Origin of the sequence: Alteromonas sp. MB-3u-76 (assembly GCF_002831605.1) — a bacterium.
In the GTDB taxonomy this organism is placed as follows: Bacteria; Pseudomonadota; Gammaproteobacteria; order Enterobacterales; family Alteromonadaceae; genus Alteromonas; species Alteromonas hispanica.
Window position 1 is genome coordinate 148,274 of record NZ_CP025115.1, and the last position, 19,980, is coordinate 168,253.

General features: G+C 45.7%; 18 protein-coding genes. 12 read left to right on the plus strand and 6 right to left on the minus strand.

The window, feature by feature from the left end; translation table 11 throughout:
- Nucleotides 1-265: 265 nt before the first annotated feature.
- The 4 genes from CW735_RS00680 to CW735_RS00695 all read left to right on the plus strand — a co-directional run bounded on the left by CW735_RS00680 (nt 266) and on the right by CW735_RS00695 (nt 4,630).
- Nucleotides 266-1,189, plus strand: a complete 924-nt coding sequence (locus tag CW735_RS00680) for a LysR family transcriptional regulator (RefSeq protein WP_071978236.1) — start codon at nt 266-268, stop codon at nt 1,187-1,189.
- A gap of 40 nt (nt 1,190-1,229) precedes the next feature.
- Nucleotides 1,230-1,991: an MBL fold metallo-hydrolase gene (locus CW735_RS00685; protein ID WP_071978237.1), complete on the plus strand. Its 762-nt coding sequence runs from the start codon at nt 1,230-1,232 to the stop codon at nt 1,989-1,991.
- A 225-nt stretch (nt 1,992-2,216) separates the two neighbouring features.
- Nucleotides 2,217-3,596 (plus strand): YcjX family protein, encoded by a 1,380-nt coding sequence (locus CW735_RS00690; RefSeq protein WP_071981083.1) that lies wholly within the window; start codon nt 2,217-2,219, stop codon nt 3,594-3,596.
- Nucleotides 3,593-4,630 (plus strand): YcjF family protein, encoded by a 1,038-nt coding sequence (locus tag CW735_RS00695; RefSeq protein WP_071978238.1) that lies wholly within the window; start codon nt 3,593-3,595, stop codon nt 4,628-4,630. Before CW735_RS00690 ends, CW735_RS00695 begins: the two co-directional genes overlap by 4 nt.
- A gap of 58 nt (nt 4,631-4,688) precedes the next feature.
- Here CW735_RS00695 and CW735_RS00700 read toward each other — a convergent pair whose 3' ends face one another.
- The 5 genes from CW735_RS00700 to hemC form a co-directional block, all read right to left on the minus strand.
- Entirely contained in the window at nt 4,689-5,915 is a 1,227-nt protein-coding gene (locus CW735_RS00700) for a threonine/serine ThrE exporter family protein (protein WP_071978239.1), read from the minus strand.
- A gap of 176 nt (nt 5,916-6,091) precedes the next feature.
- The gene (locus CW735_RS00705; RefSeq protein ID WP_071978240.1) at nt 6,092-7,267 is read right to left on the minus strand and encodes a heme biosynthesis HemY N-terminal domain-containing protein; all 1,176 of its coding nucleotides are present in this window, start codon (nt 7,265-7,267) and stop codon (nt 6,092-6,094) included.
- Entirely contained in the window at nt 7,264-8,502 is a 1,239-nt protein-coding gene (locus CW735_RS00710; RefSeq protein ID WP_100970702.1) for a uroporphyrinogen-III C-methyltransferase, read from the minus strand. The genes CW735_RS00705 and CW735_RS00710 overlap by 4 nt, the downstream gene beginning before the upstream one ends.
- On the minus strand, nt 8,503-9,282 hold the full coding sequence (locus CW735_RS00715) for a uroporphyrinogen-III synthase (RefSeq protein ID WP_071978242.1): 780 nt from the start codon (nt 9,280-9,282) through the stop codon (nt 8,503-8,505). It lies immediately after the preceding gene.
- 10 nt (nt 9,283-9,292) lie between these two features.
- Entirely contained in the window at nt 9,293-10,231 is a 939-nt protein-coding gene (gene hemC, locus CW735_RS00720) for a hydroxymethylbilane synthase (protein WP_071978243.1), read from the minus strand.
- A 405-nt stretch (nt 10,232-10,636) separates the two neighbouring features.
- Between hemC and CW735_RS00725 the strand changes: the two genes are divergently transcribed.
- Complete coding sequence (locus CW735_RS00725; RefSeq protein WP_100970703.1) at nt 10,637-11,695, plus strand: GGDEF domain-containing protein; 1,059 nt, start codon at nt 10,637-10,639, stop codon at nt 11,693-11,695.
- Here CW735_RS00725 and CW735_RS00730 read toward each other — a convergent pair.
- Nucleotides 11,692-12,363, minus strand: coding sequence for an alpha/beta hydrolase (locus tag CW735_RS00730; protein ID WP_071978245.1), 672 nt, complete (start codon nt 12,361-12,363; stop codon nt 11,692-11,694). The two genes, CW735_RS00725 and CW735_RS00730, sit on opposite strands and share 4 nt — an antisense overlap.
- A 128-nt stretch (nt 12,364-12,491) precedes the next feature.
- Between CW735_RS00730 and gmk the strand changes: the two genes are divergently transcribed.
- From gmk to CW735_RS00765, 7 genes are all read left to right on the plus strand, one after another.
- On the plus strand, nt 12,492-13,133 hold the full coding sequence (gene gmk, locus CW735_RS00735) for a guanylate kinase (protein ID WP_071978246.1): 642 nt from the start codon (nt 12,492-12,494) through the stop codon (nt 13,131-13,133).
- 177 nt (nt 13,134-13,310) lie between these two features.
- Entirely contained in the window at nt 13,311-13,583 is a 273-nt protein-coding gene (rpoZ, locus tag CW735_RS00740) for a DNA-directed RNA polymerase subunit omega (protein ID WP_071978247.1), read from the plus strand.
- A 142-nt stretch (nt 13,584-13,725) separates the two neighbouring features.
- Nucleotides 13,726-15,837, plus strand: a complete 2,112-nt coding sequence (gene spoT, locus CW735_RS00745; protein WP_100970704.1) for a bifunctional GTP diphosphokinase/guanosine-3',5'-bis pyrophosphate 3'-pyrophosphohydrolase — start codon at nt 13,726-13,728, stop codon at nt 15,835-15,837.
- Nucleotides 15,838-15,861: 24 nt separating this feature from the next.
- A complete protein-coding gene (locus CW735_RS00750) occupies nt 15,862-16,248 on the plus strand; it encodes a RidA family protein (RefSeq protein ID WP_071978249.1) in 387 nt (128 codons plus the stop codon).
- A gap of 3 nt (nt 16,249-16,251) precedes the next feature.
- Complete coding sequence (gene trmH / locus CW735_RS00755; RefSeq protein ID WP_100970705.1) at nt 16,252-16,959, plus strand: tRNA (guanosine(18)-2'-O)-methyltransferase TrmH; 708 nt, start codon at nt 16,252-16,254, stop codon at nt 16,957-16,959.
- Nucleotides 16,960-17,091: 132 nt separating this feature from the next.
- Complete coding sequence (gene recG / locus CW735_RS00760; protein ID WP_100970706.1) at nt 17,092-19,164, plus strand: ATP-dependent DNA helicase RecG; 2,073 nt, start codon at nt 17,092-17,094, stop codon at nt 19,162-19,164.
- Nucleotides 19,157-19,972, plus strand: a complete 816-nt coding sequence (locus CW735_RS00765) for a class I SAM-dependent methyltransferase (RefSeq protein WP_071978252.1) — start codon at nt 19,157-19,159, stop codon at nt 19,970-19,972. Before recG ends, CW735_RS00765 begins: the two co-directional genes overlap by 8 nt.
- Nucleotides 19,973-19,980 lie beyond the last annotated feature (8 nt).

Consider the following 19,980-nt stretch of genomic DNA (forward strand, 5'->3'; position numbering starts at 1 on the left):
CAAGCATATTTTGCTACTAGTTTGCTAATAACTTGCTAAATGATCGCTTGCCTTACTGAATCGGCTCAACAACACGATTAATGCATCTTCTAGTCACACAGCTTAGTAAAATAAGAGCGTTGAATGAAATGAAATATAATCCCACTGTACTATGAATGCTGTTCACAGCGTGCTTAACTAGTTCATGAAGCCTAGTTATTTAACTGGATATACGCCATGCACTTTTTGTAGCACGTTCAAGCGGGGCACGGTGAGGAAGAAAACGATGATCGATAGTAGACAATTTGAAAAGCTCGACCTGAATTTATTAAAAGTATTCGAAGCCCTGTGGCAGCAGCGCAATATGTCGAGAGTTGCGGAAACGTTGCACATTACGCCCTCTGCAGTAAGCCATGCTATGCGCCGGTTCAGAGAAATACTGGGCGACCCGCTTTTTGTAAGAGACAAGCAGCACATGCTACCAACAGCGGCTTGTGAGCGACTTGCTCCAGATGTTTTGCATGCACTTACGCAAATACGAAGTGCGCTTGGGCAGTTTAATCATTTCGACCCTGCGCTCAGTCACCAAAGGTTTGTAATTGCTATGCAAGAATCACTGGAACTTGGAGTGCTTCCTACTTTGCTGGCAACACTAGAAGAAAAAGCACCAAACATTGAGATAGTAAGTACACGCTTACAGCGAGACTCTATGCAGGCAGACTTAAATAATCGCAATTTGCATCTAGCCATTGATATCGGACGAGCAGTACCCAAACCTATTTCTCATAGTTTACTTCGCCGCGATAATTATAGGGTTCTTATGAACCGCAATAATCCGTTGGTGAATAATGTAGATAAAAAAGCCTATTTAGAGGCCAGGCATATCACTGTATCTAACCGAACGAAGGGAGCGTCGGTTGAAGAGATTGCTTTGCAACAACTTGGCGTAAATAGGCCTTCACTTTGGCGCTGCCAAAACTACCGTGCCGCTGCCGACGTAGTCGCCTGCACTAACGCAATACTTACTTTACCTGGCTCTGTCGCCGATGCCATCTCCGGCGATAATCTAATTTCTGCACCGCTTCCTTATGGGCTACCCGCCTTGGAAACTCATCTGTATTGGCACAGTCAACACGAAGGTGAGCCCGGTTTAATGTGGTTAAAAGCACTTATGTTACAGCTGTTCGCCGAATCTGGTCTAACCAGATAATTTTTGCTAGCATGCAATACGTGCTTATTTAGGTGAGTTTATGAAAATTCATACGTTGCCAGGTTATATACAACATATTTATCTCGCAGAAGACAGCGAGGGGCTGCTTTTGCTAGACGGTTGTAGCCGCGCCGATGTTGATAAGGTGTGCCTGTATATCACTAGCACGTTGGGCAGGCCGCTAAGCGATCTCAAGTTAATTGTGGTTACTCATATGCACCCCGACCATGCCGGTGGGGCAATGCGACTTCGCGCTCGAACCGGCGCGCAGGTGGCAGCACATCCTAAAGCAGCCGCATGGTATACCGGATTAGGTGGGCGCACAGCGCATGTTATCGACTTGCTATTAACCTGGTGGGTAGCAGACAGAATAGGTAAAGAAAGAGCGCCTATTTGGTATAACCCAGTGTTAGCGCCCGATATTATTTTAAAAGACAAACAGCGTTTGCCGGTGTTCAAACAGTGGCAAGTACTTTACACGCCAGGCCATACCGATCATGACCTGTCTGTAGTGCATGTTCCTAGCAAGCAAGCTTATATTGCCGATGTGTTGGTGAAGGTGAAGGGAAAGCTTGTACCGCCATATCCGCTTTGCCACCCCAATCAATACAGGGAGAGCCTGAAGACGTTGGCCCAATCTTCAATAGAAACCTTTTTTTGTGCCCACGTTCCGCCTACCGCAAAAGCCGAAATCGACTTTGAGCTCGTTATCGACAACGCGCCGAAAAAGCCCAAGAATCACTGGCATTCAAGTAAAAATCGCATCAAGAAAAAGCTATTTGGGCTGACTGAAGAGCACTAACTCTGTTTACCGCCTGTTACATTTTTGCACGGCTTGAAACTGTGGCACCAGCCTTGCTTTTATCGCAAGAAGAACCACTATAGTAAATAGAGTCTACGCAGCTTGTGTAACGCTGTTATGGCTGTATTTACTTATCGCTTGGCCAATAACGAGAAGCAAATCACCATTATGCAGAAAAAAGTGGCGCAAAAAAAAGTGGCGCAAAAAAAAGTGGCGCAAAATAAAATGGCTGCACTGTTAGAGAAAACAATGACAGCAGCGTCGCTTACAGGTAACACTCTAGCCGACGTTTTCAGCAAGGAAACTCACAGGTTTACCATTACTGGGCTAAGTCGCAGCGGAAAGTCGATGCTATTTACCAGCTTGGTCACTATGCTTAAAAGCAGAAGTGAGGAAGGTTATGCCTGCTTACCACTACTGCGTTACTTGCCGCCATCACAGGTGTTAGACATACGCGTTGAGCCCATTGATGGCTACACGCCTTTTCCCCAAGAAGAAAATATTGCCGCCCTTGAACAGGGGAAATGGCCAGCAGCAACCGAGCAAGCCTTTGGGTTTAAGCTCATAGTACGGTTAAAGCAAACGGCCTCTATTAAAAAGCACTTGCTGCCTCATACCGATGTGGTTTTTGAGTTTATCGATTATCCTGGTGAGTGGATAACCGACATTCCCATGTTGAGCAAAACGTATGCGCAGTGGTCTGATTCCTCATGGGCTCAGTTAAGCGGAGGGCCTCAACAGCATTTTGCCAAAAACTGGAAGCAGGTGGTTAATGCCTTTGATTTTGAGCAACCGCCCACAACAGAGCGTATTCAACAGTTAGTTATGGCCTACCGAGAATATCTGATAGAAGCCAAGCGCCATGGTATATCGCTGTTACAACCGGGCAGTTTTTTACTCGACGCCAGCGATTTTGATTGGCAGCACTTTGGCTTTACGCCATTGCCTTCTAGCATTACCAGCGACGTATCTCACCCTTGGTATAAAGCATTCGAAGAACACTTTGGTACGTTTCAGAAGAAGTGGCTAAAGCCGCTTAAGCAGTCAATTTTTAAAGAAACAGATAAACAAATCATTTTGGTCGATTTGTTTGAAGGGCTTAATCATAGCCGTCAGCATTTGTATCAGTTAAAAGAAACGTTAAGCCATTTGGCCGATACCTTTGTGTATGGCCAAAGCAGTTGGTTTTCGCGCAATGTGTTAAAGAAACAGCAAATTGGCAAAGTGGCGTTTGTGGCTACCAAGGCCGATCTTATTCCGGTAAATCAGCGTGAAAACTTATTAAGCTTACTTACCCAAATTACAGAGGGCGCAAGAGCGCGCTTTACCGATAAGCCCATAGAATTTGAGCACTTTCTGGTATCGGCCATGCAGGTTACAGATGAGGGCAGCACGCCGCAGGCTATTCGCTACAAAAACCGCGACGGGGCCTATGTTGAATCTGTGTTTGAACCTGTTCCAAGCACATTAAAAGAGATGGAAGAGGGGGCGCACTTTCCTGTTCCCAATGCACGAGTACCATCAGACTTTAAAGCAAGAATATTGGCCGGCAAAGGTGTAGACAGGTTGCTACAGTTCTTGCTGGGCAAAGGAGATCAACAATGAACGAGCGCAAAGACGGGCCGTTTTACACAAGTCAGTCAGATAGCCCTTCAGACAGTATGTCAGATAATGACAACAAGGTGTCTGAGCAAGCACCAGAGACAGCCAGTGAACATAGTGGCTACAAAGCACCGTATCGCTCGAAGGTTACTACCAATACCCTTGATATAGAGCCGCCAGAGACTAAACTTCCCGCCCAGGTTGAAAAAGACAGTTGGGTAGTAGACTCAACAGATAGCGGCATCTCGCTAGGCGGCACTACGCTTATTTTTGGTGTGTTGAGTGTGCTTGGCTTTTTTACCTTCGACGCTTACACCACCTTGGTCGCTAATGTGAGTGAGCACCCTGTGGGCACGGGAGTTTTGGGCGCATTACTGATTGGCTTTGTAAGTAGCTTTAGCTATTTAAGCTTTCGAGAGTGGCGAGGCTATAAGCAAGTCAATACTGCCATGAAAGACGCTTCTGCTATTCGTACATTATTTACCGAAAAAAACGATGCTATGGCGCAAAGCAACATCAGTAAAAACCATGTTCAGAAAGTGCTTAACGCCCACTGCCAGCGGTTTTCGAAAGGCTCTTATGCCCAACAGTGCTTTGCTCGCTACAAGCAGTCGGTGCAGGATGATATGAATGCCACTGAGTTGTTGGGTTTGTATGAAGATACTGTGCTAACGCCGATACAAGCCAAAGCTCATAAGGTGCTAAACAAAGAATCGGTTACCGCCGGTAGCTTAGCTTTTATAAGCCCTAATAACTTAATTCAAACCTTCGCTGTTATCTGGATTAGCTTTCGTACTATTCGCCGTATGGCGCGAGTATATGGCTTACGCCCAAGTACGGCGGGAAATTGGAAGCTGCTTAAAGTATTGGCACAAAACATTGCTGCGCAGGGCATTTTCGACTTAGCTACCGACGAAGTGGCGAATCAAATTGGTGGTAGTTTATCGGCTAAGTTTATGGAAAATTCCGCCGAGGCTATTGCGGCAGGGGCATTAAATGCAAGGTTAGGCAGAGCATTAATTGCGCTGTTGAAATAAATGGGAGATAAACACTAGTTCTTGTGTGGCTTTAAACGATAGCCAGCTAAAAGGCGCTTTACAGCGCCTTTTTCGTGGGCATAACTACGTTGGCAAATATAAGCCCTGCCACTAACGACATAAAAATGAGAAAGACTTCTTGGCCTAAATGATCTGCCTGCACAAAGTCTTTTCCCGTCATAAACGAGTTGAGTCCAATATAGGTTTTAGAGCCCGGTACCAGCACAATTAACCCGTGCATAGCAACAATGGTGGCGGGCTGATTAGCAATGCGAGTAAAACCATTTGCGAAAATACCTAGCGCAAATGCGCCCACAAACGCACCTAGTCCCGGGCTCATAAAGTCAGCGCTGTACGCTGTAGCGCTATAGGCAATGAAGGCCGCAGCTAACGCCCATGGAATGTGCTTAACTCGCGTTCTAAAAATGGCGACTAGAGCAATACAAAGCAGTAAAACCGATAGCCAAGTTGCCCAATAAGGCAGAGACTGAGCGGGTGTATAAATATTCTCACCAAACAGATTAAAGCCTGCGGTAACACCTAAAAATGCCCCAAAATACAGCTTAAATAACTGCATAATGGCGTCCATAGTGCGCGCAGTGCCAGACACCATGTTGCGAGAAGATAACTCGGCTAAACCCATAGTAAGCGCTAACCCCGGCACAAAAACAATAACAGACGATAGCACCACCAAGGGAATATTAATGCCCGGATCTACGTAGCTGCCAACCGCGCAGGCTAGCAAACCTGCAATAAATGCGGTCATGGGTTCAAGCATAAGGTTAACGCGTTTTGAGCGCTCGGCCCACAGTGTCCATACAAACGCTAATAACCCAAGCGCGCTCGACCAACCAATTTCAGACCAGCTTGCACCCATTAGCATAGCAAACGCACCGGTCGCCATGCCAAATGCAATACCGGTAGGAATTTTGCCATACGGACTGCCCATGGCATCTATTTCGTCTAACCGGGTATTCGCTTCGCTTAATGACAGTTCGCCGTTAAGCAGTGAACTGGCAAGTTCGTCGGTGAGCGAAAGGGCATTCATATCTAACTCACCAGGCATAAGGCGAGCAGCATGATTATATTCGTCTTCGTGACGATCGCTCCAAATAACAATAGTTAATGACGTGGGCGTAGAAATAAACGACGCATGCACACCAAGGTACGTGGCGATTTCCGTAAGGTAGGCTTCTAATCTAAATGCAGGCGTACCGTACTTGTGCAGCATTTTGCCAAGTTTAACAATGAACTTTCGAATTTGAATAAATTCAATCGTATCCAACAGGGTTCCTTAGTGAGCTGTAGCAGGTTGTGGCTGCTTTATACATAAACTTAAGATAAGAAAAAGCCAGCTAAACATCAATTTATCTGGCTAAATTTTGTGCGGATTGTACGGAGCCTTCTTGGTGAAAGCAAAACAATTTTTCTCTAAAAATGCATTAGAAAAAGTTATGGTTTTTATCCAGCGATTTGTTGTCCTTCTTTATAAAACTGAAGTGCTGTTGCAGTATCTTGTTTACGTTCACTAATGGCTGAAAGAAGGAGTAAGTCTTCTTTGCGTGAAGCCATCTTAGTGGCTTTCAACAGCGCTTTCTCAGCTAATACATCGTCGCCAGAATTAAATGCCACTTGCCCTAAGGTAGAGTAGAGCTGAATGTTTTCTTCGTCTTGTTTTATCCAGCTTTCTAATAAACGCAGTGCAGGTGACGCATCAGGAATATTGAGATGGGAAAACAGTGGGAATAAAAGGCTATTTGGACCGCGCTTTTGCCAGTCTACTAGTAGCTTCTGTGCATCAGCGTGCATACCTTGGTCGAGCAATTGCTGAACATAAGCTGCTTGATAAGTATCGTCGTGACGCATTTTACGTGGGAGATTTTCCCAATAATTTTTTAGCTCAACCGCACCTTGTTTACTGGCTATTTCAGCAAACTTGCCTTTTGCAATGCGTTGCGACCATGTTTTGTAATCGTCTTTTGGAAGTGCCTTGCGCCAGCTTGAAAGGTTGTTTTGAAGGTCTTGCCACTTGCCAAGTTTTGCAAGTATTTGCGCTTTCAAACGAATCACTTGTTTGTTTTCTTGCTCTTTTTCACCAAGAGCGTTTAGTCTTTCCAGCGCGTCATTGTGTTTGTCTTCACTCACATCAATACGTGCCTGCATGATAGTGGCGGGAAGAGCAGCGTTGGAAAAATCTGACGCTTGCTCTAAAAAATAACGCGCTTTACTTAATTCACCGTTGGTGTGGGCTATTTGTGCCGAAGCCAAATAGTTAACCCCCTCAAAATCGCCATTGGTGGTTTTAGCGAGCGACTTTTGAGCAATTTCGGTATCGCCTGCTGCCATTGCATGTAGGCCGTCGTAAAATGCGCGTCTGCGTTTGCGCTCTCCCAGCGTTCCAAACCAGCGGTGCGATCCAGTAACCAAACTAAGCGACCAAAGCACTAAACGAGATAGTACATACCAGGCTATCAGCGCACCTAATACCAAAATACAAAAACTGATAACGGTCATTTCAACCGCGGTTTCACCTAAAGAAATTAACACATAGCCTTTGTCTCCCAATATCATTGGGCCAACAATAAGCGCGACAACAAATGCGGCTAATACCGCTAGGGCAATAGCTAACCATTTCATAGTGCGCTTGCTCCTTGACCAAAGACTTGTTTAACGCGGCTGTCTAACAATCGCTCTAGCGGCTGCTGCGACACAAGCTCTGTGGGAATTGGGCGAGAAATATCAGTTTCTAATAAGTTTTGAACAGCGTTGACAAAGCCGCTTACCTGACTTTTCTCTATATCAAACTTTTCGATAAGAAGTGTTTGCGAATATTGTAACGACTGCTTGTAAAGTCCAGCATCGCCAGTGAGGGCGGCAGACTGAGCGTGCATAAGCTGCAGGCGAAGCTGCTCTTTAATTAGAAACTGAGCTTCTAACGACAGAACCGGTTCAATAGGGCCTTCAATAGATTTTACCGTTAAAAAGTCATCCACCAACGAATGCCAAACTTTAGCAAGGTTGTCTTTCCAGTCGTCGGTAGATTCAGAGAGCGCATTGTCTTGCGCTGATGTGTCTTCTGGCTTTTCAAAGGTATCTAAAGGTAGCTTATCTATTTGCGCTACCATACCGGTTAACGCAAGGGCAACTGAACTTTGCGACACTGGGTTTAGCTGTTGTAGAGTTTGAATATCTTCTGCTAGGCTGGCTCTTACCGGCAGAACAGAGGGGTCAGCAAGAGACTTTAAGCGTTTGTCAGCATTCACTAACAATAAAATGGCTGTGCGAACATCATTTTCTAACCATAATTTTCTGCCGGCCATGCGCACTAGATAATCTGCTTCTGCAATTAGCCAGTCTGCTGGATGACGTCCTTCCATTTGATTTAATTGCTCTAGGGTAGACTCCGCTTGCAGCGACAGTTTTTCATTTTCTTTTTGCAGGCTAGAAATGGTGTCTTTAAGTGTTTGGTTATCTTGAGCTATGCGGTTGAGTGCAGTGTTCACCTCATCTCGTGCAGCTACCAATGCTTGCACCTGAGCTGAGTTTTGCTGTTGTGCTGAGGTCACCTGGCTACTCGTTGCCTGTTGTTGGGTATAGTACCAATATCCAGCGCCACCAAGACCGATAACCAACACAAAGAGAATGAAAACAACAAACCATAAAAGACCATTGCCAGATGATGATTTTTTCGCTTTGTTATTGTCACCTTTGGCTGTGCGTTTAGATGCACTGGCATGAGTGGGTTGGTCTGCGCTGTTTTTCACGTCAGCACCAGACACGCCGTTATCTTGTGAGCTATCTTTTTTTAGTGAAGTACTCTTACTTTTCGAGGCGCTTTCATCTTGTGAGCCATTTGCTTTATTATCGGCCATTCAATACTCCCAGTTATCCTTTACCCAAGCAATGAGCGCTTGGTCAGTGGCACGGTGACAAACACACACCTTAGACACTCCAATTTCTTCTAGCGATGCTGCAACTCGCTCGCTAACCGTTAACCAAGGTAACGACAAAATATGATTGCCTTGGCTTCGTAATAGTTGTGCTGCCATTGCTTCGCTTGTAGCGATAATGCCGCGAACATCCTCAACTTTCCAGCCTTTTGTGTAAATTGGGTCTGCAAGTTGCTCTGTTCTGTAAACGCAGAAGCTCTGGCACAACGCACCCTTTGCATCTAGCCCATCAGCTATAGCCTGTCTACCGCCTTCGCCTTTAATAATAACCACTTGTTTGTCATTTGCCTCATTAAGTTGAGGCATAGCCAATATACCCTCGGAAGTATGCTTTTCTGGGGTAAGTATGGTGAGGTGTTTTATCTGCGAAAGTGCGCTAGTAAGCTTTTTCTTCGTGGCGTCACCTACTGCGATAATAAGCGGTAGGTTTCTTTGTGTATTCTGAGCATGTTGAGAAGCAGTAGAAGAGCCATGCTCTTTTAGTAGAGACTTTACTGCGTTCTCTGCTGCCGCGACAGCGTAAACGCTGGTAACAATAATAATATCGACAGGGTTGTCTGCCATAAATGTGGTAATGGCGTAATACTCAGACTTAACATCAATAATGTCGCAAGTAGCTACGCCCACCGCATTTATCCCAGCATCGCTAAATGCTTTTGCACTCGTTGCTAGTTTAGGAAGAGGGCGTGTAAATAAAAGCATGACGAAGGGTTTACTCGTAAAGCGCTTTTAAAATTTCGCCAGCGCCTTGTTCAAGCAATGCTTCGGCAACTTCAATACCAATGTCTTTCGCTTTTTCTGCCGAAGCTGTGGCCGAGGCAAATAGCAGGGTGCTTCCATCGGGCTTGCCTACCATGCCTGTCAGTGTAAGCGTGTTTCCGTCCAAAGTAGCGAAACTGCCAATAGGTACCTGACATCCGCCCTCTAAGCGTTCATTCATGGCTCGCTCTGCGCTAACGCGAACGTGGGTTTCACTGTGATTTAGCGCGCTGAGTAATTCAATAAGTTGACTATCGTCATTTCTACACTCAATGCCAACTGCGCCTTGGCCTACCGCGGGTAAAGACACCTCGGCGGGTAATGCCATTTTTATTCTGTCTTGCATTTTTAAGCGGATAAGCCCAGCAGAGGCCAAAATAATAGCGTCGTAGTCACCGGCGTCCAATTTGGCTAAACGGGTATTGACGTTACCGCGAAGATCTTTAATCACAAGATCTGGGCGATGTTTACGAATCTGACACTGTCTGCGCAAACTACTGGTTCCCACCACAGCCCCATTAGGCAGAGCATCAAGACTGTCGTAGTGGTTAGAAACAAACGCATCAAACGGATTTTCGCGCTCGCAAATGGCGTGTAATCCAAATTCTTCAGGGAATGCTACCGGCACATCTTTCATAGAATGCACAGCAATATCTGCGCGGCCTTCTAACATGGCAATTTCAAGTTCTTTTATGAACAAGCCTTTACCACCAATTTTTGCTAGCGGCGTGTCTAGAATTTTATCGCCTTGGGTACTCATTGGCACCAACTCAACGGTGAGAGAAGGATGATGCTCTAGTAACTTTGCTTTCACATACTCAGCTTGCCACAGCGCAAGTGCGCTTTTTCTGGTTGCAATTCGAATGGTGCGAGAAGTGTTGAGGTTACTCATGATAATTCCAGACTATAAATAAGATAAACGAATACGATGCTAGCATTAGGTTATTATGATTTCCAAAATGCTGCTCAAGTTGATTAGCGCGTATTAACCTTACGTTATTACAAGCTATGCTAATATTGACAAAAAAGTTTACTAATAAATGTAAGCGGTATTATACGCATATTACTTGCAAATGTTCGGTTTCGGCTGGTTTTCCTCATATTTATATGGAATAACGACACTTAACAAATGTGCTGAATAAATACGCCGAATAAACGCATTTGGGCAACTGCGTTGACTGCTTTGTTACATTAACGGTAGGCGAGTAACGCCGAGCGTTATTATAAAGTCTTAAATACTATATTTGTGAAGACAGATTGACCACTGTCCTCACGCTTTATCGAAAAAGAAGGTTATATGGAACATTCATTTCTGCGTAATTTATTGCAGAGCGTTCACAAGGACGAGGCTGAATCTAAACGACGACGCTTAACGCTTTATTTTATTTCTTATGTTGGCGGCACCATTATGGCCGTAATGGCAGGAATAAACTATGGCGGGGACAATCCCTTTTTAGTGGGTTCACTAGCCCTATCTGCTGTCATAATTTACCTGAATCTGCTTTTGTCGCATAAGTTCCCTAAAGCGGACTTTTCTTACTATCTCGCCGGGTTCATTGTGATGTTTACCATCAATGCCCTTGTTTACACCGGCGGTTACAACAATACCGGGCTGTATTTTCTTTACCCTCTCATTTTCATTCAGATAATTGTGGTGAGCTTCAAGCCAGCAATGTTGTACGTGTCAGCCACCATGGCACTTGCTGTGTTTATGTTGTTTAACCAAGAGCTGATTCACGCACAATATTCTGAAGCAGACGTGTCTCGGTTTCTTATCTCCATGGCATGCTTTATCTGTGTATCGTTTATTGCTGAAAACTTTTGGCATCAAAGCCGACGTGAAATGCTAGAGGAAAACTTAGAGCGAATGCGTCAGGCTAATACAGATCCGCTTACTAAGCTGCCTAATCGTCGTTTTTTAGAGGCAGTGTATTTTGAAAAAGTGACGAAAGACCCCGCAGACTATTTTCCACTTAGTACGGTGGTAGTAGACATTGACCACTTTAAAGTCATAAACGACTCCTATGGGCATGATGTAGGTGATGAAGTACTGCAATACTTTACTGGTTTGATGAAAAGTGCCGTGCGCACCACTGATATCGTGGCGCGTACTGGGGGCGAGGAATTTTTAGTTATTTTCCCTAAAGCAACACTTACACAAGCAATAAAATTGGCTGAAAAGATCCGCATTAAAGTAGAGCAAAACCCCTTCGACAGAGGTGACATTCATCACCCCATTACTGCAAGTTTCGGAGTAGCCACGGCGCTTACCGATGGCAATATTAACGCTACGCTTAAACACGCAGACGATAATTTATATCAGGCGAAAAAGACTGGCAGAAACAAGGTAGTTTAGGCCAATACTTTTTGAAGCCATGCGCTGATGTCGTTTAGCTCTTGCATGCACACGTTGTGCTGCATAGTGTAAGTTTGCCAGGTAGCGTTGTAACCGTTCTCCACCATGGTTTTATACGCGGCATTACCCATAAATACCGGCACTACTTCATCTTGTTCGCCATGGGCCATCATAATCGGCGTTTCTTTGTTTACGTCATTGGCTTGGTCAGCAAGTAGTGAGGGCTCGCACATATAGGTGGATAATGCCATCACGCCGGCGAGCTTTTCGCTGAAACGAGGAGCTAAATGCAGCGCAATAACGCCGCCTTGAGAAAATCCAGCCAGCACAATGCGACTAGCAGGGATGCCACTTTCTATTTGTGCGCGAATTAATTGCTCTACTTGCTGTGCAGATGCTTCAACGCCGTCTAAATCGGCACGACTTTCAAAATCGAGGGATTTAATGTCGTACCATGCCCGCATTCGCATACCGCCGTTAATAGTAATGGGGCGCTCTGGAGCATGAGGAAATAAAAACTTAACCGCCATAGAACCGGGAAGCTTGAGTTCAGGGACAATGGGGGCGAAGCCATGGCCAGAGTCGCCAAGCCCGTGTAGCCAAATAACGCAGGCGTCGGGTGTTGATGCGGGCGTATTTTCTACGCATTGTAGTAGCGGCTCGGTCATTGTTTTTATTCCTGTTAGTCGTATTTTATCGGCTTTATGCACAACTCAATTGTTGTCTGCTGGACAGCAGATTTATATGCTATCATCGACATATAAAATCACCACAGTTTAACGAAACTTTATTACCCATGGCTTCACTACTCGGTAACTTATTTATTCTTGCAGCACCTTCAGGCGCTGGGAAATCAAGCCTTATTAAGGCGTTAATGGAAAAATACGAGGGTAACACCAATACTCCAATGCAGGTGTCTGTGTCTCACACCACGCGGCAACCCAGGCCTGGCGAAATAGATGGCGTGCATTATCACTTTGTTACTAGAAAGCAATTTGAATCACTTATTGAACAGGGCGTATTTTTCGAATATGCAGAAGTGTTTGGCAATTACTATGGCACTTCTCGCGTTACCATAGAGCAAACTCTTTATCGCGGTATCGACGTATTTTTAGATATCGATTGGCAGGGCGCCAGGCAAGTGAAGGAGCTTATGCCAGACACTTGCGGTATTTTTATCTTACCGCCCTCGCTTGAGGTGCTAGAGCAGCGATTAAACCATCGCGGCCAAGACAGCGAAGATGTCATCGCAGGAAGAATGGCCCAAGCCGTGGATGAAATGTCTCATTTTAATGAATTTGGCCATATTATTGTTAACGACGATTTTGCCACCGCACTTAGTGAGTTCGAAGCTATAGTAACTGCGCAGCGTCTGCGCTCGGTTAAACAGCAAATTCGCCATCAGCCTTTGCTCGACGCATTACTTGGTACGGCTTAATTGTTACTTGTGGTTGCTAATACTTAATCCACTATTGGTAGAAGGGAAAAAACAGTAAGATCACCGCGATCACGCTGTGTTATATTTCAACAAAGTACTAGGATCGCAAAGCCTATGCGTGTATACTGCGTGGCTGTTTTTTGTATTCCTCGCTCAACCTGATTTTCGGAGAAATAGATGGCTCGCGTAACTGTAGAAGATGCCGTAGATAAAATTGGTAACCGCTTTGACCTAGTGCTTGTTGCTGCACGTCGTGCTCGTCAATTAGCCACTGGTGGTAAAGATCCTATGGTTGACGTTCAAAACGACAAGCCAACCGTAACGGCTTTGCGTGAAATTGAAGAAGGTTTGGTTACAGCTGCATCTCTTGAACAAGATGAGCTTCACACGCAAGAACAGCAAGACAATGCTGAATTCGCGTCAGTAGCTAATATCCTATCTGATCAGTAATTCTCCCTTTTTAGGGGGTTTACAGGTGAATTAGCGCCAGTGCTTTGAAAAAAGCACTGGCGCTTTGCTTTTAGCGTATTGGATTAATGCGAAAATAAACGTATTCTTAAGGAAGTAGTGTAACTAGGGGCCGTTTGACGCTGTGTATTTGTTTGAAGGTTTAAAGCAGAAAGTTGTTGAGTACTTGCCCGCTGACTTGGTGCAGCTGGTTCAAGATGCCTTCGTTTTGGCGCAAGAAGCCCACGACGGACAAATGCGCTCAAGTGGCGATCCGTATATTACTCACCCAGTTGCAGTGGCCAGTATTCTTGCCGATATGCATTTAGACCATGAAACTCTCATGGCCGCATTACTTCACGATGTTATTGAAGATACCCACTACAGCCAAGAAGATTTAGCGAAAGCCTTTGGTAATACCGTTGCCGAGTTAGTAGAAGGCGTTAGCAAACTCGACAAAATTGCATTTAGCAGTAAGCAAGAAGCTCAGGCAGAAAACTTTCGAAAAATGATGATGGCCATGGTGCAAGACATCAGGGTTATTCTTATCAAGCTTGCCGATAGAACTCATAACATGCGAACCCTAGGCTCTCTTCGCCCAGATAAGCGCCGCCGTATCGCACTGGAAACGCTAGAAATATATTCGCCTATTGCCCATCGCTTGGGTATTCACGATATTAAAAATGAGCTTGAAGATTTAGGTTTTCAGGCCATGTACCCCATGCGCCATCGTGCGCTTAAATCGGCGGTGCGTCAGGCCCGTGGAAATCGAAAAGAAATTATCGAAAATATCCGTGAAGAGTTAAATACGCGCTTAGACGCCTATAACATCGAGTCGAAGGTGTTGGGTCGCGAGAAGCATTTGTACTCTATTTATCGGAAGATGAAAAATAAAGAGCTGATGTTTAGCGAAGTCATGGACGTTTACGCATTTCGTATTGTGGTAGACTCGGTAGATAACTGCTATCGCGCCTTTGGAGCCATGCACGGGCTTTATAAGCCTATTGAAAACCGCTTCAAAGATTATATTGCCATCCCTCGAACTAACGGTTATCAATCGCTGCATACCTCGCTTATTGGGCCACACGGTATTCCGGTTGAAATTCAAATTCGTACCCATGAAATGGACCAAATGGCAGACAAAGGTGTTGCTGCACATTGGCTGTACAAAGAGCCGGGCGATAATGGTACTACCGCGCAATTGCGTGCTCGCAAATGGACTCAAAGCTTGTTAGAGCTACAGCAGTCGGCCAGCTCTTCTTTTGAATTTATTGAATCGGTAAAAACAGACCTGTTTCCCGATGAAATTTACGTGTTTACTCCCGACGGCCGCATTATTGAATTGCCCATGGGGGCCACTGCGGTCGACTTTGCTTATGCTGTTCACTCAGATATTGGTAACACCTGTGTAGGGGGGCGTGTTGAGCGTCGTAACTTTAGCCTAAGTAAACCTCTTGAAAATGGTCAGACGGTAGAAATTATTACCTCTCCAAGAGCAAAACCAAACGCCAACTGGCTTAATTTTGTGGTAAGTGCCAGAGCGCGAACCCGTATTCGCCAATATCTGCGTAAGCAGCATTCTCAAGAAGCTGTAAATATGGGCAATAGACTGTTACGACATGCGTTAGGCAGCGTAAAGTTAGACGAGATACCCCATGAAGATATTGAGCGTGTGGTGGCAGAGACCAAGCACAATGATTTTGACGAACTGCTAATAGACATTGGTTTAGGAAACGAGCTAAGTGCCATAGTAGCAAGACGATTGTTGGGCGAGAGTACAACCGATCTATCGAATAAAAAAGGTAACGTGGCCATTCGTGGTACCGAAGGTTTATTAGTAAATTATTCGCGCTGCTGCCATCCTATTCCCGATGATGAAATTGTGGCGGTATTAAGCCCCGGTCGAGGCATGACCATTCACCAAACGGGCTGTAACAATATTCGCAAGCTTAGCAAAGAAGAACCTCAGCGTGTGTTACCCATGCAGTGGGATGACGAACCTCAGGGCGAATTCAAAGCATCACTGCGTATCGAGCTGTTTAATCACCAGGGTACACTGGCAACATTAACGAACACCATTTCTGGGTGCGATTCCAATATCATTGGTCTGCAAACCGAAGAAAAAGAGAGTAACATCTATTTTATTGACCTAGAGCTTACCACGCATAATCGCGTGCACCTGGCCCGCGTGATGAAGAAAATACGCACTATGCCAGAGGTTCAAAAAGTGTCACGTCATAGTCAATCTCGACACTAATTTTATAAAACATTAGGAATATTTATGTCTAAGTCTATTATTCAGACCGATAAGGCACCTGCTGCTATTGGTACATACAGCCAAGCCGCAAAAGCGGGTACTACGGTATATCTTTCAGGGCAAATTCCACTGGTTCCTGAAACCATGGAAATGGTGTCTGAAGAATTTGAGGCGCAAGCGGTACAGGTTTTTGAAAACGTTAAAGCGGTATGTGAAGCCGCCGGTGGCAGTACCAATGACTTAGTTAAGGTGAATATCTTCCTTATCGACCTAGGTCACTTTGCGTTGGTAAACGAAATTATGGCTCGTTACTTCAATAAGCCTTATCCAGCCCGCGCTGCTGTACAGGTTTCTGCGTTGCCAAAAGGCGCGCAAATTGAAATAGACGGCGTTATGGAATTACCGGAGTAAACTATGTCGCCTGAGCGTTACCAGCGCATACGATCCGTGCTGGAAAAAAGGCAAACCGATCTTACCGTTTGCCTTGAAAACGTGCACAAGCCGCATAATGTTTCGGCTATAGTGCGTACCTGCGATGCCGTAGGTATTCATCAAGTGCATACGGTGTGGGAACAGAAATACCAAATACGTCGCGGTACGGCGATGGGCAGCCAAGACTGGGTGCGCCAAACAAATCACGACAATATTAGCGATGCCATGCATACGCTCAAAGCCCAAAATATGCAGGTGCTGGTAACACACCTGTCTGACACTGCCGTAGATTTTCGCGACGTAGATTACACCAAGCCGACGGCGATTTTGTTCGGTCAAGAAAAGTACGGCGCCACCGACGAAGCCATTGCTATGGCCGATCAGGATATCGTTATTCCTATGATGGGCATGGTGCAGTCGCTAAACGTATCGGTTGCTGCAGCCCTTGTGCTTTACGAAGCTCAGCGTCAGCGCACTATAGCCGGTATGTATGAACGCCAACAGTTGCCGGAAGAAGAGTGTCATGCGTTAGCGTTTAAAAATGGATACCCTAGATTGTATAAGCTCTGTATGCGAAAGGGCCTGCCTATGCCGCGTATTAACGACATAGGTGAAGTAGATGCCGACGAAAGCTGGTGGCGCGAAATGCAAATTACCAAAGCCGAAGCTGAGGCGTTAGAAGCAAGCTAAACTCTGATTTATGCAAATGGCCAGTTGTTCAAAACTGGCCCAAAGCGTACTCGCCAACTCAGTGACAATCCTTTACACTTCATTTATTGTTTTTTTACGCTAATCAATCGTTTGACTTGAGGATAAGGCTGCATGCAAGCACTCGCCACCACACCTATTACTGCCCTTAAAGGGGTTGGCGCAAAGGTGGCAGAAAAGCTCAATAAAATTGGCTTGTTTACCCTTCAAGATATCCTCTTTCACCTGCCGCTTCGCTACGAAGACCGAACCAGAATATATAGCGTGGCTGAATGTCGTCCTTTTACCCATGTAAGCGTGCAGGGCGAGGTGATGAACGCCGATATTCAGTACGGCAAAAAACGTATGCTGGTGGTAAAAATAAGCGATGGTACAGGCACCATTACGCTACGTTTTTTTCACTTTGGTGCCGTGCAGCGCACTATGATGACGCCGGGTAATATTGTGCGCTGCTTTGGTGAAGTGCGCACGGGCAAGTGGGGCATTGAAATGATGCACCCCGAATTCAAAGTGGTTGACGAAGATGCTCCGCCCTCAGAAGAATCCTTAACTCCGGTATACCCTACAACCGAGGGTATTAAACAACTTACCTTGCGTAATTTAACCGAACAAGCGCTAGCCCTATTAGACAAAGGTGCGCTAACAGATTTGCTGCCAGAGGGTATTTACGACAATCAAGTGTCGCTCAACGAGGCACTGCATACCGTGCATCGGCCGCCGCCAGATGCTGATGTTCATGAAATTGAAGAGGGGCTTCATCCGGCTCAATATCGTCTTATTCTTGAAGAGCTACTATCACACCACCTCAGTGTACTAAAAGTGCGTAAACAGTCTGACGCTCAACCTGGAATAGCGATAAAGGTTGATTCTACGCTAATAGAAAAAATGCTGGCTCAGCTTCCTTTTTCGCCTACCGGCGCACAGCAGCGAGTAGTAAAAGATATTCAGCAAGATATGAAAAAAGCCAGACCCATGATGCGACTGGTACAAGGGGACGTAGGCTCTGGTAAAACGCTGGTTGCCGCCTTAGCAGCGCTGTCGGCTATTGGCGCAGGCTATCAAGTGGCGTTAATGGCACCTACTGAATTATTAGCAGAGCAGCACGCCAATAACTTTAGAGAATGGCTAGCGCCTTTGGGTATAGAAGTAGGGTGGTTAGCCGGGAAGCTTAAAGGTAAAGCACGTAGCGAGGTACTGGCAAGGCTAGAGGCAGGAGATGTTCAAATGCTTGTGGGTACTCACGCTATTTTTCAAGAAAGCGTGAATTACCAACAGTTAGCCTTAGTCATTGTTGATGAACAACACCGTTTTGGAGTTCACCAGCGATTAGCTCTGCGCGATAAAGGTGAACAGCAAGGGCGATATCCGCACCAGCTTATTATGACAGCCACACCAATCCCGCGAACCTTGGCTATGACGGCGTATGCCGATTTAGATACGTCAATTATTGACGAACTTCCGCCTGGGCGTACCCCAGTTACCACAGTGGTACTGCCTGACACACGCCGTGGCGATGTTATAGAGCGTGTGCGCCAAGCGTGTAAAGACAACGGTCGGCAAGCTTATTGGGTGTGCACGTTAATTGACGAATCTGAGGTTCTGGAATGTCAGGCTGCAGAAGACGCAGCGGTAACGCTACGAACGGCGCTTCCAGACTTACAAGTTGGACTGGTGCACGGGCGCTTAAAGCCCGCCGAAAAAGCACAGGTGATGGCCGACTTTAAAGACGGAAAGCTAGACTTGCTGGTAGCCACTACCGTTATTGAGGTAGGTGTAGACGTACCTAATGCAAGTATTATGATCATTGAAAACCCCGAACGACTAGGTCTTGCTCAATTACATCAGTTGCGTGGGCGGGTAGGCCGTGGCGCTGTAGAAAGTCAGTGCGTGCTTATGTATCAAAGCCCGCTTTCAAAAACTGCGACACAACGTTTAGGTGTGTTAAGAGAGAGCAGCGATGGTTTTTACATTGCTCAAAAAGATTTAGAAATACGTGGGCCGGGTGAGTTTATGGGAACGCGCCAAACTGGTTTAGCAGAGCTTAAAATAGCTGATCTGGTGCGCGATGCCGCCCTTATTCCCAAAGTTCAAGATATTGCCTATACCATGTGGGAAAAATATCCCTCTCACGCGCAGGCTATTATTAATCGATGGATTGGACACAAGGAGCAATACGGTAATGCCTGATAACTCGCCCTCTTCTTCGACACCATCGTCTATTCCGTTAGTGTTAGCTACCCCTAAAGATAGCAAATTCTACGAAAGTGACTACTTACTTACTAAAAGTTCGGTGGAAAAGTGGCACCACGCCTTAGATGCGCAAGAGGAAAAGCCAGAGTCAGGCTTATATCTACAAATTCACAATAATGTGTTGGGTTTAGCAGATGCAAGTGAGAAAAAAGTACTGCCGGTAGAGGTCGATTTTGCTTCTCCCGCAAGCCTGTATCGCAAACAGCACGGCGGCGGGCGCAAAGAGCCTATTGTAAAAGCCATTGGTTTGAAAGGTAATGACGGCTGGCACGTGATAGATGCCACACCGGGGCTTGGCCGTGATGCATTTGTACTGGCCAGCGTTGGCTGTAAAGTTACTATGATAGAGCGTTCGCCTATTGTTGCTGCATTATTAGAAGACGGCATAAGAAGACTGAAAGTGGATTATCCAGATTTAGCAGACCTATTATCACTTCAACATGGAAATAGTGCCGATGTAATGCAATACTTTGAAGGTGAGAGCGTAAACGCCATTTATCTTGATCCTATGTTCCCACACAAAAAGAAATCGGCGCTGGTAAAAAAGGAAATGCGGTTGTTTCAACAACTGTTGGGACACGACCCAGACGCAGATGCGCTTTTATCGCCTGCACGGAAATTAGCTACCCATCGCGTGGTGGTAAAACGCCCAAACAGTGCTGAGGTGTTAGCCGGAGAAAAACCGACTATGGCGATAGAAAGCAAAAAACACAGATTTGATGTATATCTATGTAATAACAACTAGGAGAGTAG